Raw genomic sequence first — 14,602 nt, forward strand, 5'->3', positions numbered from 1 at the left:
GGATTTGGCGAGGGCTGGTCTTCCGAAAGACGGTACCGCTATCAGGCCCTGGCGGCTGTTGCTGCGACCGTCTCGAGCTGGCTCCTGACCCAGCGATGGGCCGGATCTTTCTGATAGCGCTGGTGCCACACCATGAACATCGGCAGCTCGGCCAGCGTGCGCGTGCGGGACGCCAGCGGAATGCGTGTTTGCGCGAAATCGCGCATGATCCCGGACGCCAGCAGGCTCGGCATGCTCGCCAGCATCTGCGAGCCGCGCAGGAAGGACGGCACGCCGGAAAAGCTCGGCACCGAGATCGCGATGTCGCGGTGAAGGCCGCCAGCCGCCAGCCGGCGGTCGAAGTCGAGCCGCTCATTGTCGGTATAGACGACGGTAATGTGGCGCGCCGCGAGATAGGCGCCGCGGCTGGTGGGCGCGGCGCGCGATTTGGGATCGTAGTAGCAGACGTAATGATCGCTCAAGAGGCGCTTCTGCACGATGTCGACGCCGGATGGCGGCAGCGGGGTGATCAGGAGATCACAGCGGTTCTCGCGCAGCATCGCGGGCGAGGGCGATTGCGAGGGGATCACGCGCAGGTTCAGGCTCTTCACCTGTGCGGCGACATGGTCGAAGAACCGTGGCAGCAGCAGGTCGCGCTGGAAGTCGTTGGCGGCGATCGTCAGCGAAAGCTGGGCGCGTGGCGGCTCGAACGTGACGCCGCCGGCAAAGCTCCGCATCTCGTCGATCAGCGCGCGTGCCTTTGCGGCGAGGGCCTGCGCATGCGCGGTGGCGACGATGCCGCGGCCGGATTTCGCGAACAGCGGATCGCCTGCGATCCGCCGCAGCTTGTTCAGGGCGTGGCTGACCGCCGATTGTGTCAGGCCGAGCCGCGTTGCCGCCGCGGTGACCGATCCCTCCTCCAGCACGGCGAGGAACAGTTCGAGCGCGTGGCCGTCGAGCGCCAAATGATCGATTTCTTTCATGCAATATATTATAATCGATCTATTTATCCGGGGAATAGACCGGACCATGATCTCCCGATAAGCCGCGCGTCCGGATTGGGCGCCTAAGGGAGAGACACGATGAATGCCCAGGCGCCTGCCTTGCGGGATCCCCGCCTCAACCGTCCCGAGCCCCTGACCCCGCCGCTCGGCGACGGCGGCTTCTTCCAGCGCGACCGCTCCATCCATCCGCCCGCGCACGCGCCGGGCTACAAATCCTCGGTCCTGCGCTCGCCGCGCCAGGCGCTGCTGTCGCTCGAAAACTCGGTCTCGGAGATCACCGGGCCGGTGTTCGGCCACAACGATCTCGGTCCGCTCGACAACGATTTGATCCGCAACTACGCCAAGGACGGCGATCCCGTCGGCGAGCGCATCGTCGTGCACGGCCGCGTGGTCGACGAGACCGGCCGCGGCGTGCCGAACACGCTGGTCGAGTTCTGGCAGGCCAATGCCGGCGGCCGCTACCGGCACAAGAAGGACACCTATCTGGCGCCGATCGATCCGAATTTCGGCGGCTGCGGCCGCGCACTGACCGACGACACCGGCTATTACTATTTCCGCACCGTAAAGCCGGGGCCCTATCCCTGGCGCAACTACGTCAACAGCTGGCGCCCCGCCCACATCCATTTTTCCGTGTTCGGTTCGGGCTTTGCGCAGCGGCTGATCACCCAGATGTATTTCGAGGGCGATCCCCTGATCCCGATCTGTCCGATCCTGACGACGATCCCGGACAAGGATGCGCTCGACCGTCTCGTGGCGCCGCTCGATCTCAACGCCTCGACGCCGTTCGACTCGCTCGCCTACCGCTTCGACATCGTGCTGCGCGGCCAGCGCTCCACCTATTTTGAAAATCGCACCGCGGGGAACTGAGCCATGCCGCAGCCGCTCAACTATCTCAAGGAAACCGCCTCGCAGACCGCGGGTCCCTATGTCCATATCGGACTGATCCCGGCGATGGCCGGCTTCGACATTTTCGAGAAGAACTTCTCGAACGTGCTGACAACGCCGAACACCGAAGGTGAGCGGATCACGCTGGAAGGCAGGGTGCTCGACGGCACCGGCACGCCGCTGCGCGACGTGCTGCTCGAAATCTGGCAGGCCAATGCGAGCGGCCGCTACAATCATCCGGCCGATCGTTCGGCCGGCGCGCTAAGTGAGGAGTTTCGCGGCTGGGGCCGCGCCGGCTCCGATTTCGAGAGCGGCCTCGTGACGTTCGAGACCATCAAGCCGGGCGCGATCACCGACAGAGCGGGACGCAAATGCGCGCCGCATGTCAATGTCTGGATCGTCGCGCGCGGCATCAATATCGGTCTCAACACGCGGCTCTATTTCTCGGATGAAGAGGCGGCCAACGCCGCCGACCCCGTACTCAATTTGATCGAACAGCCGTCCCGGCGCCAGACCCTGATCGCAAAACGGACCGAGCGCGGCGGCAAGATCGTGTATTCGTTCACGATCAATCTGCAGGGGCCGGAGGAGACGGTGTTCTTCGACGTGTGAGGCCGCTAGGTCTCTTCGCCATGGAGGTGCGCGCGGAAGGCGCGCGGCGACACGCCCGTAGCGGCAGTGTAGACCCGGCTGAAATAGGCGGGGTCCTCGAAGCCGAGCGTGTAGGCGATCGTCGACACTGGCAGATTGGTATAGACGAGGTTGCGCCGCGCCTCGCGGATCAGCCGGTTGAGGATGAGGTGCGAGGCGGTGTCGCCGGTCGCTGCCCGCGTGATGCGATTGAGATGCGTCGGTGTCACCGCCAGCGCCTCGGCGTAGTCCGCCACGCTCCAGCGCTCCAGATGATGCTGCTCCAGCAGCGCCTCGAAGCGGCGGAACAGGCTGGACTCGACCGCGCCGTTGCCGCCGCTCTCGCTCGTGATTGCGCGGGCCACCAGCCCGATCATGGCGGACGACAGCGCGCGCAGAACATGCGCGCGGCCGAAATCGCGCGCGGCATGTTCGGCGAAGATCTGCTTCATGGTGGTGCGGATCTGCGGCGTGCCGCGGACCACGGCCGAGCGCGACAGCGCGGCGCGCAGGCCCTCAGCGGCGAGCAGCGCCTCGTCCAGAATTTCCGCGGCGATGGTCAGCACCCATCCTTGCGTATCGGGCACGAAGCGGAAGCCGTGGACGTGGCCGACGGGCACGTTGACGATCTGCATCGGCTTCAACGGCACCACGTGTCCATCCAGCGTCGCCTCGCCGCCGCCGCGCTCGATCAGCAGCACCTGGTGCAGCCGGGCGTGGCGGTGCACGGCCAGGGTCCAATCGTGCAGCACCGAGCGGGACGCGATGGTCTCGCAATGCACGACGTCGGGCAAATCGCCGGACTCGCCGAACAGATTATAGATGCGGATCGCCGGGGCTGTGCGCTTCATGTTCGAATAGTACAAGACAATGGCGAAACCCTCCATCGGTCTGCGGCGTCAAATCTGCAAAAAAGTGCCGACGGGAGGACGCAAAAATGAAGGTTCAGGTCTGTATCATCGGCGGCGGGCCGTCCGGGCTATTGTTGTCCCAGCTCCTGCACCTCAAGGGCATCGACACGATCGTGCTGGAGAAATACAGCCGCGACCATGTGCTCGCCCGGATCCGCGCCGGCGTGCTCGAGCATGGCTTCGCAAAGTTGATGCGCGAGGCGCAGTGCGGCGAGCGGATGGACCGCGAGGGCGAGATTCATACCGGCTTCGAGATCGCCCATGACGGCGTGCTGTCCAAGATCGACCTGCACAAGCATTCCGGCGGCAATTCGGTGCTGGTCTACGGCCAGACCGAACTGACGCGCGACCTCTACGAGGCGCGGGACCGCCTCGGCGGCAAGGTCGTGCACAATGCGGAAGACGTGATGCCGCACGATCTGACGTCGGACCGGCCCTACGTAACCTACCAGTCGAACGGCGCGACGATCCGCATCGATTGCGACTACATCGTCGGCGCCGACGGATTTCACGGCGTCAGCCGCAAGTCGATCCCGAAGGACGTTCTGCGCGAATATGAGAAGGTCTATCCGTTCGGCTGGCTGGGCGTGCTGTCACGCACCAAGCCGGTGTCGCCCGAGCTGATCTATGCGAAGCACGAGCGCGGCTTTGCGCTGTGTTCGCTGCGCTCCCAGGTGCTCAGCCGCTACTACATCCAGGTGCCCTTGACCGACAAGGTCGAGGACTGGAGCGACGATGCATTCTGGACCGAGCTGAAGCGCCGCCTGCCGGGCGAGGTCGCCGGCAATCTGATCACGGGGCCGTCGATCGAGAAGAGCATCGCACCGCTGCGCAGCTTCGTCGCCGAGCCGATGAGCTATGGCCGGCTGTTCCTCGCCGGCGATGCCGCCCACATCGTGCCGCCCACAGGCGCACGCGGGCTGAACAGCGCCGCGTCCGACATCTACTATCTCTATCATGCTCTGCTCGCACATTATCAGAGCGGCGATGATGCCGGCCTCAAAGGCTATTCGGCCAAGGCGCTGGCGCGGATCTGGAAGGCGCAGCGCTTCTCCTGGTGGATGACGATGCTCCTGCACCGCTTTCCCGACCGGCTCGACTACGACGATCGGCTGCAGCAGACCGAGCTGGACTATCTGCTCTCCTCCGAGACGGCGCAGCGTCTGCTCGCGGAGAACTATGTGGGGCTGCCGTTCTAGGGTAATGGCGTCGGCGCGCTTGGCTGGCTACGTCACTTCCCTTCCAGCGTATTGACCGGTGTCCAATCTGTTGGCGGCGGACTCGCGGCGAACGCCTGCGCGCGCCTGGCAAACAGCGCCGACGCCGGATCGGTCTCCGCCATCCGCCCGAATGCGTCAGCCGCTTTCGCAAAATCCCGCGCGCGCCAGCAGGCGAGCCCGTCGGCATAGGCGGCGGCCAGCTTCGTCTGATCGGCGCTCTCCGCGCCCCTGGCCGCCAAAGGCTCGAACACCTTGATCGCCTCGCCGCGGCCGAGCACCCTGATCGCGTCGAGCTCGCGCCAGGCGAATGTATCGCCGGTCTGCACCATCGTCGTTTCGGAAGCCATGATCGCGGTGCCGTAATATTTGTTGGCGCCCTCGAGCCGCGAGGCGACGTTCACGGTGTCGCTCATCACGGTATAATTGAAGCGGCGGCGCGAGCCGATATTGCCGACGACGGCCTCGCCGCTGTTCAGCCCGATGCGATGCGACAAGCCGTGGCCGGCGAAGGCAGGGTGGCCGGCATTGAGCTCCGCCAGCGTCTCGTGGCACCTCAGCGCAGCACGAACCGCGTTCGTGGCGTGGGCGGGATCGTCGGCCGGCGCGCCGAACATGGCGACGATGGAATCGCCGATATATTTGTCAACATAGCCGCCGTGGCTTTGGATGACGTCGGTCATGGCCGACAGATATTCGTTCATCAGCGTCACCAGTTCGACCGGCGTCATCGCCTCGGCGATGGACGAGAAGCCGCTGAGGTCGGAGAAGAACATGGTGACGTTGCGCATCTCGCCGCCGAGCGCCGGCATCTTGCCGGATGCGACCATGGTCTCGATGACTTCGGGCGCGAGATAATAGGCAAAGCTCCTGCGCAGGAAGCGCTCGTCGCGATCGGCCAGCACGAAGCGGTAGCCGATCATCGAGGCGAGGGCTGCAAGGCTCGCGAGCGCAGGCTCGGCGAGCGGCAGCGCCGTCGCATGAACGAAGACGCCAACGGCCATTGCGGTGTAAGCGGCGGTGAGGACGAGCCAGACGGCCAGCGCACCGGTCGGCACGAGAATCGAGGCTGCGCAGGCAATGAGTGCGGCGAACACGATCGTGAGAATGGTCCGCATCGGAAAGCCGAGCTCGGTGACGGCGTCGTGCTCCATCAGGTTCCGGACCGCGGTCGCGTGGACGAACACGCCTGCGACGTCGCTGCGGGCTTTCTGCGGCGCGCTTGCCGGCGCGGGCAGGGCGCATCGTGCGGCCGGCGTTCCATCATGGCCGCCGGACAGGCGCATCGAGGTGAGCTTGCGGTCCTCGAAATTCAGCACCGTCCCAAGCAGCACAACCTTGCCGTCGAACGCGCGGCGGAAGAAATCGCGGTCGCCCTTTTCAACGCAGGCGCGCAGGTCAGCGAAGGAGAAGGTCGGGATGTCGCGTCCCAGCCCCCGGAAATTGAGCGCCATTGTATTCGGCACTGCGCTCGGGATCGCGTAGCCGGACAATTCCGTCGCGCCGGAAGGCGCAATCTCGGGCTTTGCACCGGTGGCGCGCGCAGCGAGCTCGACCGCCATCGCGGGGACCGGCCGCCCTTCGATGGCAAAGCTCAGCGGCATGCGCCGGATGACGTCGTCGTGGTCGGTGTGGACGTTGAGCGCCCGGACGGTGTTGCGCACGGCCACTTGCTGGGCGCGGTAGGGCACTTCCGGATGGTCGTTGCTGAGGATTTCGCCGAGCACCAATTTGCCGCCGTCGGAGATTTGCCGCAGCGCGATCAGATAGTCCCGATCGAAACCTTTCATGCGGCCGCCGAGGGCGGTGTCGCCAAAGGGAATCTCCGACTGCTCGATCGAGTTCTTGAAGATGACGTCGAAGCCGATCACCTTGGCGCCGCCTTCGGTGATGCTGTTGAGCACCCGGCCGATCTCGCGGGTCCAGGTCTGCGTCGGCGATCCCTGAAAGGGCGGTGTCTCGTAGGTCTCATTGTCGATTGCGACGACGACGACGGGCGATGTCGCGGGATCGCGGCGGTCGCCGATGATCCTGCCGCGCAGCGCCGTGAGGATGTCGAGCGAGAGGCCTTGCAGGACCTGAAGCGGCGGGGACGTGAAGATCGCGCCCGCAACGAGCGCAATCAGAACCGCTGCAACGATGTCCCGTCCCCCGATCCGCCGCATCGCCCCGTCGCTAGGCCGCTATTCGAGCCGCAGCAGGCGGCCGATGATCGGGGTCGGCGATGCCGTGGCGCTGGCGTCGACCTGGAAGGTGTAGCGCTTGGCGCCGAGGCTTGCGAGATAGCTGCCGCCCGGGGTCAGTGATTTCCCGGCCTTGGCGAAATCATAGAACTTGCCACGGGTCATGACGTCGCTCTTGAGCGGTACGCTGATCGTGGGCTCCTTGCCGTCGGTGCGCTCGATCACCAGGGTGCTGCCGCTCTTGGCCTGAACGATCGGCGCAACGCCGTAGATCGTCGGCAATTTGGACGGAGCGGCCTTGGCGTCGGACCGCATGGTCCGGAACGTGGTTGCGGCACTCTGATTCGCTTCGCGTTCGGAGAGCTGGGCCGCCTTGGTGTCGCAGGGCACCTTGGCGCGTTGCACGTCGCCGAGCTGCACGGTGCTTTGCTCGGCGCCGACCAGTACGACGCCTTCGCTGATCGTCTCGCGCAGGCAGGATTTGAGATAGCTGAGCGTAATGCTGGCCTTGGGTCCGAGCTTGATGATCTTGCCCGCCGCGACATAGTCCATGAATTCGATGCCGTCGACCTTGCCTTGCACATCCTCGACGATCGCCGCAGGGGTCTCCGCCAGGGCGGGGGCCGCAACACAGAATGCGCCGACAGCGGCGCCGATCAGGCTCTTCATGGGAATTCTCATCCAGTTCGACCGACGTATGACCGGTCCCCGTCCTGGTTCGATGCTTAGCAGCACGGCGTCCAGGCAAGTGTGACCAGAATCACTCTTTTTCGTTGGTGCCACTCTAGCAGGAACAGGTTCAACCCGGCGACCGGAGAAACCGGAGCCGCGGCAAGCCGTTGGTCGAACAGTCAGGCGGCCGGGACGGCTTCGGCCGGATCGCTCTCCGCTGCCCTCTCTATATCGGCAACGGGCGCGGCTTCCGCCGTCTGAAACGGCGTCGCCCGTTGCCCCGCGGCGATCTCCACCACCTCGCTCCAGCGCGACAGGAACGCATCCACGCAGGCCGGGTCGAATTGCCGCCCCTGATTCTCGATCAGGTAATGGCGCGCCGTCTCGAGCGGCATCGGCTCCTTGTAGGGGCGTCGCGTCGTCAGGGCGTCGAACACGTCGGCGACCGCGACGACACGTGCGGCAACCGGGATCTCGTTCGCCTTGAGGCCGTTCGGATAGCCCGCGCCGTCCCAGCGTTCATGATGACCTGCGGCAATTTGCGCACCGAGCTGGATCAGCTCGCAGCCGGAATCCGCCAAAATCCGTTCGCCGATCGTCGCATGCGTCCGGATCACCGCCATCTCCGCGTCGGTGAGCTTGCCGGGCTTGAGCAGGATATTGTCGGGAATCGCGACCTTGCCGACGTCGTGCAGCGGCGCGGCGAGATAGATGTCGCGGCAGAGCCGGGCCGGCAGGCCGAGCTGCTCGGCGATGATGCGGCTGTAGCGGGCGACCCGCAGCGTGTGCTCGCCGGTGTCGTTGTCGCGGTATTCGACCGCGAGCGCGAGCCGCAGGATGATCTCCTCCTCGCGCTCGCCGAGCTTTCGTGTCGCTGCTGCGACTTCACTCGCCAGGTGCGCGGCACGATCGCTGAGCTTGCGTACGGCTGCACCAAGCTGAACCAAATTCCGCAGGCGCACCGTCATCTCGACGCTTTGCGGCGCCTTGGGCAGGAAGTCGGTTGCACCGGCCTGCAGCGCTTCCATCTTGACGTCGTCGGTCTGTCGCGAGGTGATCATCGCGATCGGGATGTCGGCACAGCCGGGCAGGGACCGGAAGACGCGGATGAAGCTGATGCCGTCCATATGCGGCATCTCGTAGTCGACCAGCACGAGGTCGAAAACGCGCTCACGCGCGCAGGTCAGCGCTTCCACGGGATCGAGGAAGGTCGTGGCTTCGACCAGACCTTCGGCCTCGATGTGAAGTTTCAGGAAGTTGAGGACGGAGCGGCTGTCGTCAACCAGGAGCGCTTGGGTCAGCATGAAGGGGCCGAGCTCTCTTCGCTGGCAAAGGCAGGAACTCATGCATACGCGTGCCAATTTAACGCGAAGCAAATGCGCGGCACGCGGCGCATCACTCGCCACGGCGCGCACGTAGTTTCACGGAGCTGTGCACGTCTGCATGCACTTGCGCGAATTCCGAGAGAATGTGACCCGTAGTTGTACGGACCACTCCGTTAGGAGTTTGCTCATTTGATTCACGTCAAACGTGTATCGGAATTTAGCAGAGGCGGGGCAGCGATGGCGCTCAATCCGACGGAGCCGAAGTGGTCGTTGCGGTTGCCCGCCGATTGCAGCATAGCGGCCATTCGCAGTGTCTATGATCTCATTCGCGAGGCGTTCGGCCGCCAGCAGCGGCTCGAGATCGACTGCTCGAACGTCGACAAGGCCGACGTCACCTCGATCCAGCTTCTGCTGTCGACCGCCAAGACGGGCGAGGCCCAAGGCCGCCCGGTGGTCCTCACCTCCTTCTCCCAGTCTCTGCGTAACACCCTTCGCCGCGCCGGCTTCGCCAGCGAGGCGATGATCGATCAGCATTTCCCGCAAAAGAAAGATGGCACCTAATGGCCACGATTCTCACGGTCGACGATTCCCCAAGCATCCGGCAAATGATCAAGGTCGTGCTCGAGCCGGCCGGTCATAGCGTGATCGAGGCCGGCGACGGTGCGCAAGGGCTCGCCAAGGCGCAGGCCGGCAAGCTCGATCTCGTGATCACCGACCTCAACATGCCCGTCATGAACGGGCTGGAGCTGATCCGGGCGCTGCGCAAGCTGCCGAGCGCGGTCGGCATGCCCATCGTGTTCCTGACGACCGAATCCAACGACACGGTGAAGCAGGAAGCCAAGAGCGCCGGCGCCACCGGCTGGATCACCAAGCCCTTCAAGCCCGAGCAATTGCTGGCCGTGGTCGGCAAGCTGGTGCGCGCATGAGCGCGATGGACCCGACCGAGATCTTCCGTCAGGAAGCCGCCGAGCTCTTCGAAGTTCTTGAAGGAGCCCTGCTCGATCTCGGCCTGCGTCCCGACGACCGCGAACTGGTCGATTCCGCATTCCGCGCCCTGCATACGATCAAGGGCTCGGGCGCCATGTTCGGCTTCGACAAGGTCGCCTCCTTCACCCACGAATTCGAGACCGCGTTCGACCGCGTCCGCAAGGGCGAGATCAAGCCGACGCAGGAGCTGATCTCGGTCGCGCTCGCCGCCAAGGACTATATCCGCGCGCTGATCGAGGATCCCCAGTCGACCGACGACGTCATCGGCGAGGCCATCCTCGACGACCTCAAGCGCTTCGTCACGGCCGACCAGCCTGCCGCTGCGGTCGTCGCGATCGCCGAGGCGCCGCCGCTGGCCCCGGCCGAGAGCAAGCAGGCCGGCTGGCACCTGTACCTGGAATTCGAATCACACATCCTGCGCAACGGCTCGAACCCGCTCGACCTGCTGGAAGATCTCTGCAAGCTCGGTCCCTGTTTCGTCGTGCCCGTCACCGACGGCATTCCGCTGCTCGACGAGATGGAGCCGGAAGACTGCTATCTGAAGTGGGACGTCAAGCTGCACGCGGTCTGCGACAAGGACGCGATCGACGACGTCTTCATGTTCGTCCAGGACGAGATGAAGCTGACGCTCTCGCCGCTCGCGCAGGCCGAGGCGCCCGCGCCTACGCCGCTGTTCCAGTTGCTCGACGAGGAGCCGCTCGTCTCCGAGATGGCTGCGCCGGTGGTCGAGCCCGCGCCCGTCGTCGAACAGCCCGCCGCAAAGACGGAATCCGAAGCCGCATCCGAATCGAAACCCGAGATCAAGCGTGAGGCGGCGCCCGCGCGCCGCGAGGAGGCCAAGCAGGATCGCGGCATTGCCACCGTCCGCGTCCAGGCCGAGCGCCTCGACGAGTTGATGGACCGCGTGGGCGAGCTTGTCATCGCGCAGGCGCGCCTGAGCCAGCTCGCTTCGTCCGGCTCCGACCTCTCGATCAAGATGATCGCCGAGGAAATCGAACGTCTCGCCTCGTCCCTGCGCGATACCACGATGGGTGCGCGCATGGTGCCGATCGGCTCGCTGTTCGGCCGCTTCCGCCGCCTGGTGCACGACCTGTCGCGCGATCTTTCGAAGCCGGTCGAATTCGTCACCACGGGCGAGGACACCGAGCTCGACAAGACCATGATCGAGTGTCTCGCCGATCCCCTGGTCCACCTGATCCGCAACGCCATCGATCACGGCATCGAGGATACGGCCACGCGCTCCGCCAACGGCAAGACCGAGCAGGGCCGCATCGAGCTGGCCGCCGTTCACTCCGGCGCGCAGGTGCTCGTCACCGTGAAGGACAATGGCGGCGGCCTCAATACCGCGCGCATCCGTGCGAAAGCGGAAGAGCAGGGGCTGATCGCCGCTGGCGCCGTGCTCACCGATCACGAGATCCATCAATTCCTGTTCCACCCCGGCTTCTCGACGGCGCAAACCATCTCGGCCTTGTCCGGCCGCGGCGTCGGCATGGACGTGGTCAAGCGCACCATCGAGAACATGCGCGGTTCGATCGACCTCTCGACGAGGCCCGGCCAGGGCACCACGGTGACGCTGCGCCTGCCGTTGACGCTCGCGATCATCGAGGGCCTCCTGATCCGCGTCGGCGAGGGCCGCTACATCATCCCGCTGTCCGCGGTCGAGGAATGCATCGAGCTGACCGCCGAGGACGAACGCTCGCGCGGCCGCAATTTCCTCAACGTGCGCGGCAATCTCGTGCCCTTCCTCCGGCTGCGCGAGATCATGACCGCCTCCGGTGCGCCCGACCAGCACCAGAAGACCATCATCATCTCGACCGGCGAGACCCACGTCGGTCTCGTCGTCGACCAGATCATCGGCAACCACCAGACCGTGATCAAGTCGCTCTCCAAGCTGCACTCGGACGTCACGATCTTCTCCGGCGCGACGATCCTGGGTGACGGCACGGCGGCGCTGATCCTCGACGTCGCCCAGCTCGTCGCGTTGGCGCAGTCGAAGGTCGAAAAGCAGCATATCAGCGAGGCGGCGTGATGAACGATGGTTTGACTGGCGAGCGTCAGACGGGCGCGATGCAGGTCGTGATGATCGGTCTCGGCGAGGAAAAATTCGCTCTCGATGCCGGCCTCGTCCGCGAGATCATCGACCCCGTTCCCGTGACCAAGGTCGCCGGCGCGAGGGCCTTCGTTCCCAGCGTGATCAACGTGCGCGGCAACGTCATTCCGCTCGCGGACCTGCGCATCCGCTTCGGCATGCCGCAGCTCGACGACTCCGCCGACACGCGCATCGTCGTCATCGAGCTCGAGCTGGACGGTGAGCCGGTTCTGGTCGGGGTCACCGCCGACAAGGTCTACGAGGTCACCGAAATCTCGCAGACCGACGTGCAGCAGACGCCGCGCGTCGGCATGCACTGGAAGCCGGAGTTCATTCGCTTCATTGCGAAGTGGCGTGAAGAGTTTGTCATCGTTCCGAACATGGAACGCATTCTGAACTGACAAGTGGTCTCGGGCGAGACCGGGGTAGGGGCTGGAAATGAGATTTACGGTCAAGGCAAAGCTTGCCATTGCGTTCGGTGTGGTTCTGTTGCTCTCGATGGCGGCGGGCGGCCTCGCTTATGTGAAGCTGAGCGAGATGATCGATACCGCCGACAATCTGGTGTCCCGCGCAGGCCGGATGGAGCGCGCGGCGGAGATCGAGAGGGGAATCCTGACCCAGGTCCGGTCCGAGAAGAATCTGCTTCTGGCGCCCGATAGCGAAGCGGACGGCTTCGTCGCCGAGATCGCAAAGCAGCGCGAGACGCTCCTCAAGCTGAAAGAAGAGATTCACGCCGCAGCCTCCCCGGAAGGCAAGAAGCTGATCGAGAATTTCGGCGCCGCCTACGCGCGGATGAATGCCGTTCAAGACGACGCGCTCAAGACCGCCCGGACGAACAGACCGAAAGCCGTCGAGCAGTCCGCGGTCGAGGTGCGTAAGGCGGTTCGCGAGGCGATGGACGCCGCCAGCCTCTATGTCAACAACGTCAAGAAGAACATGGCGGACCGCGCCGCCTTGGCGCATGAGGACGGCAATCGCGCGCACGTCATGCTGGTCTCGGCGGTCGTCGCATCGCTCGTGATCGGCCTGATCGCCGCGATCTGGATCTCCCTCAGCATCTCCCGCGGGCTCGGCCGCGCGGTCGGCCTCGCCGGCGCCGTGGCGGGCGGTGATCTGACGCAGACGATCAAGGTCTCCAGCAACGACGAGATCGGTGATCTCGTCAAATCCCTGAACACGATGGTGGAGAAGCTTCGCCAGGTCGTCGAAGAGGCTCTCACCGCGGCCAACAATGTGTCGGCCGGCAGCCAGGAGCTGTCCGCGAGTGCCGAGCAGCTCTCGCAGGGTGCCACCGAGCAGGCCTCTTCGGCCGAGGAAGCTTCCTCCTCGATGGAGGAGATGGCGTCCAATGTGAAGCAGAACGCCGACAACGCCAACCAGACCGAGAAGATCGCCGCGCGATCGGCTCAGGACGCCGAAGCCAGCGGCGTGGCCGTCGGTCGTGCGGTCCAGGCCATGCAGACCATCGCCGAGAAGATCACGATCGTGCAGGAGATCGCGCGCCAGACCGATCTGCTCGCCCTCAACGCCGCGGTCGAGGCCGCCCGCGCCGGCGAGCATGGCAAGGGCTTCGCGGTGGTCGCCTCCGAGGTGCGCAAGCTCGCCGAGCGCAGCCAAGCCGCTGCCGCCGACATCGGCACGTTGTCGACTGAGACCGTGAAGGTCGCGCAGGAAGCGGGAGACATGCTGTCCAAGCTTGTGCCCGACATCAAGAAGACCGCCGAACTGGTGCAGGAGATCACCGCGGCCTGCCGCGAGCAGGACGTCGGCTCGGCCCAGATCAACCAGGCGATCCAGCAACTCGACAAGGTCGGCCAGCAGAACGCCAGCGCGTCCGAGCAAGTGTCGTCGACCTCGGAGGAACTCGCCTCGCAGGCCGAGCAGCTCCAGTCCACCATTTCGTTCTTCCGGATCGAGGATGCTGCCCGCAAGGACAAAGCGGTGGTCGAGCCGATCGACCGCGCCGTCGGTCAGCTCCGGGCCAAGGCCGCGCACATGGCGTCGGTCGATCGTGGTGCGAAGAAGCCCGTGCCCGCCCGCAGGCCGACGCGTGCGATGAAGGTCGCCGGTGGCGGTGGCTTCGCCTTCGACATGCATGACGGCGAAGACGAGCGCGACGCCGAGTTCCAACGCTGATCAACCGGTCCGGCGTCGCGCCGGACCGCATTTGCTTCCAAACCTTCGGAACCCCGGAACGCACCATGGCCGCAACCTCGCAATACCTGACGCTCGGTCTCGCCGGCGAGACGTTCGGCATCAGCATTCGCAATGTCCGGGAAATCCTGGACATGCGGCCGATCTCACGGCTGCCGCACGCGCCGGATTTCCTGCTCGGCATGATCGACGTCCGCGGCAGCGGCTATCCGATCGTCGATCTCAGGACCAAGCTCGGCCTGCCCGGCGTGTCGGCCACCGAGGCGACCCGCATCATCATTCTCGACGTGCCGATGAAGGGCCGTCTGGTTGGCGTCGGTTTCGTCGCCGATTGCGTCTTCGAAGTCACCGACATCGACGAGCAGGCGATCGAGCCCGTGCCGGAGGTCGGTGGCAAGTGGCAGTCCGACTATGCGGCCGGCATCGGACGCAAGGGTGAAAAGTTCGTCATCATTTTCGATCTCGCCAAGCTGATGGCACATGACGAGATCCCGGAAGGAAGCGATGCGGATGCATTCCGCGCCGCGTGAATTGAAGAGCGTAATGCGTTGCCAAGTGAATAAACC

14 protein-coding genes are annotated in these 14,602 nt (G+C 65.0%); 9 read left to right on the top strand and 5 right to left on the bottom strand.

Translation table 11 applies throughout. The features are described from left to right. Window positions 1–41: 41 nt before the first annotated feature. Entirely contained in the window at window positions 42–962 is a 921-nt protein-coding gene (locus AC0WRY_RS07590) for a LysR family transcriptional regulator (protein ID WP_194406392.1), read from the bottom strand. A 99-nt stretch (window positions 963–1,061) separates the two neighbouring features. Between AC0WRY_RS07590 and pcaH the strand changes: the two genes are divergently transcribed. Further along, on the top strand, window positions 1,062–1,850 hold the full coding sequence (gene pcaH / locus AC0WRY_RS07595; protein ID WP_194406393.1) for a protocatechuate 3,4-dioxygenase subunit beta: 789 nt from the start codon (window positions 1,062–1,064) through the stop codon (window positions 1,848–1,850). 3 nt (window positions 1,851–1,853) lie between these two features. After that, a complete protein-coding gene (gene pcaG, locus AC0WRY_RS07600) occupies window positions 1,854–2,480 on the top strand; it encodes a protocatechuate 3,4-dioxygenase subunit alpha (protein ID WP_491122867.1) in 627 nt (208 codons plus the stop codon). A 5-nt stretch (window positions 2,481–2,485) separates the two neighbouring features. On the opposite strand, the gene AC0WRY_RS07605 is transcribed toward pcaG, so the two are convergent. Then, the gene (locus AC0WRY_RS07605; protein WP_491122868.1) at window positions 2,486–3,385 is read right to left on the bottom strand and encodes a helix-turn-helix domain-containing protein; all 900 of its coding nucleotides are present in this window, start codon (window positions 3,383–3,385) and stop codon (window positions 2,486–2,488) included. 50 nt (window positions 3,386–3,435) lie between these two features. Here AC0WRY_RS07605 and pobA point away from each other — a divergent pair, with 50 nt between their 5' ends. Continuing rightward, window positions 3,436–4,608 carry a 4-hydroxybenzoate 3-monooxygenase gene (gene pobA / locus AC0WRY_RS07610; protein WP_194406396.1) on the top strand — a complete coding sequence of 391 codons (1,173 nt, stop codon included), beginning with the start codon at window positions 3,436–3,438 and terminating at the stop codon, window positions 4,606–4,608. A 32-nt stretch (window positions 4,609–4,640) separates the two neighbouring features. On the opposite strand, the gene AC0WRY_RS07615 is transcribed toward pobA, so the two are convergent. From AC0WRY_RS07615 to AC0WRY_RS07625, 3 genes are all read right to left on the bottom strand, one after another. Continuing rightward, on the bottom strand, window positions 4,641–6,791 hold the full coding sequence (locus AC0WRY_RS07615; protein ID WP_491122869.1) for a CHASE2 domain-containing protein: 2,151 nt from the start codon (window positions 6,789–6,791) through the stop codon (window positions 4,641–4,643). 18 nt (window positions 6,792–6,809) lie between these two features. After that, a complete protein-coding gene (locus tag AC0WRY_RS07620; protein ID WP_194406398.1) occupies window positions 6,810–7,478 on the bottom strand; it encodes a hypothetical protein in 669 nt (222 codons plus the stop codon). Window positions 7,479–7,660: 182 nt separating this feature from the next. Further along, window positions 7,661–8,785 carry an HD domain-containing phosphohydrolase gene (locus AC0WRY_RS07625; RefSeq protein ID WP_491122870.1) on the bottom strand — a complete coding sequence of 375 codons (1,125 nt, stop codon included), beginning with the start codon at window positions 8,783–8,785 and terminating at the stop codon, window positions 7,661–7,663. A 258-nt stretch (window positions 8,786–9,043) separates the two neighbouring features. Between AC0WRY_RS07625 and AC0WRY_RS07630 the strand changes: the two genes are divergently transcribed. The 6 genes from AC0WRY_RS07630 (at window position 9,044) to AC0WRY_RS07655 (ending at window position 14,566) form a co-directional block, all read left to right on the top strand. Continuing rightward, a complete protein-coding gene (locus AC0WRY_RS07630; RefSeq protein WP_194406400.1) occupies window positions 9,044–9,367 on the top strand; it encodes an STAS domain-containing protein in 324 nt (107 codons plus the stop codon). Continuing rightward, window positions 9,367–9,732, top strand: a complete 366-nt coding sequence (locus tag AC0WRY_RS07635) for a response regulator (protein ID WP_018317043.1) — start codon at window positions 9,367–9,369, stop codon at window positions 9,730–9,732. The genes AC0WRY_RS07630 and AC0WRY_RS07635 overlap by 1 nt, the downstream gene beginning before the upstream one ends. Continuing rightward, window positions 9,729–11,822, top strand: coding sequence for a chemotaxis protein CheA (locus AC0WRY_RS07640; RefSeq protein WP_194406401.1), 2,094 nt, complete (start codon window positions 9,729–9,731; stop codon window positions 11,820–11,822). Before AC0WRY_RS07635 ends, AC0WRY_RS07640 begins: the two co-directional genes overlap by 4 nt. After that, window positions 11,822–12,283 carry a chemotaxis protein CheW gene (locus AC0WRY_RS07645; protein WP_194406402.1) on the top strand — a complete coding sequence of 154 codons (462 nt, stop codon included), beginning with the start codon at window positions 11,822–11,824 and terminating at the stop codon, window positions 12,281–12,283. The genes AC0WRY_RS07640 and AC0WRY_RS07645 overlap by 1 nt, the downstream gene beginning before the upstream one ends. 37 nt (window positions 12,284–12,320) lie before the next feature. After that, entirely contained in the window at window positions 12,321–14,018 is a 1,698-nt protein-coding gene (locus AC0WRY_RS07650; RefSeq protein WP_491122871.1) for a methyl-accepting chemotaxis protein, read from the top strand. A gap of 65 nt (window positions 14,019–14,083) precedes the next feature. Then, entirely contained in the window at window positions 14,084–14,566 is a 483-nt protein-coding gene (locus AC0WRY_RS07655) for a chemotaxis protein CheW (protein ID WP_491122872.1), read from the top strand. Window positions 14,567–14,602: the final 36 nt, after the last annotated feature.

It is taken from the genome of Bradyrhizobium sp. T-12 (assembly GCF_058314695.1).

What these genes read in the sequence shown, in the direction of transcription:
- AC0WRY_RS07590 (WP_194406392.1), bottom strand. Translation starts at nt 962, where the DNA reads ATGAAAGAAATCGATCATTTGGCGCTCGACGGCCACGCGCTCGAACTG.
- AC0WRY_RS07605 (WP_491122868.1), bottom strand. Translation starts at nt 3,385, where the DNA reads ATGGAGGGTTTCGCCATTGTCTTGTACTATTCGAACATGAAGCGCACA.
- AC0WRY_RS07630 (WP_194406400.1), top strand. Translation starts at nt 9,044, where the DNA reads ATGGCGCTCAATCCGACGGAGCCGAAGTGGTCGTTGCGGTTGCCCGCC.
- AC0WRY_RS07620 (WP_194406398.1), bottom strand. Translation starts at nt 7,478, where the DNA reads ATGAAGAGCCTGATCGGCGCCGCTGTCGGCGCATTCTGTGTTGCGGCC.
- pobA (WP_194406396.1), top strand. Translation starts at nt 3,436, where the DNA reads ATGAAGGTTCAGGTCTGTATCATCGGCGGCGGGCCGTCCGGGCTATTG.
- AC0WRY_RS07635 (WP_018317043.1), top strand. Translation starts at nt 9,367, where the DNA reads ATGGCCACGATTCTCACGGTCGACGATTCCCCAAGCATCCGGCAAATG.
- AC0WRY_RS07625 (WP_491122870.1), bottom strand. Translation starts at nt 8,785, where the DNA reads ATGCTGACCCAAGCGCTCCTGGTTGACGACAGCCGCTCCGTCCTCAAC.
- AC0WRY_RS07650 (WP_491122871.1), top strand. Translation starts at nt 12,321, where the DNA reads ATGAGATTTACGGTCAAGGCAAAGCTTGCCATTGCGTTCGGTGTGGTT.
- AC0WRY_RS07615 (WP_491122869.1), bottom strand. Translation starts at nt 6,791, where the DNA reads ATGCGGCGGATCGGGGGACGGGACATCGTTGCAGCGGTTCTGATTGCG.
- AC0WRY_RS07640 (WP_194406401.1), top strand. Translation starts at nt 9,729, where the DNA reads ATGAGCGCGATGGACCCGACCGAGATCTTCCGTCAGGAAGCCGCCGAG.
- AC0WRY_RS07645 (WP_194406402.1), top strand. Translation starts at nt 11,822, where the DNA reads ATGAACGATGGTTTGACTGGCGAGCGTCAGACGGGCGCGATGCAGGTC.
- pcaH (WP_194406393.1), top strand. Translation starts at nt 1,062, where the DNA reads ATGAATGCCCAGGCGCCTGCCTTGCGGGATCCCCGCCTCAACCGTCCC.
- AC0WRY_RS07655 (WP_491122872.1), top strand. Translation starts at nt 14,084, where the DNA reads ATGGCCGCAACCTCGCAATACCTGACGCTCGGTCTCGCCGGCGAGACG.
- pcaG (WP_491122867.1), top strand. Translation starts at nt 1,854, where the DNA reads ATGCCGCAGCCGCTCAACTATCTCAAGGAAACCGCCTCGCAGACCGCG.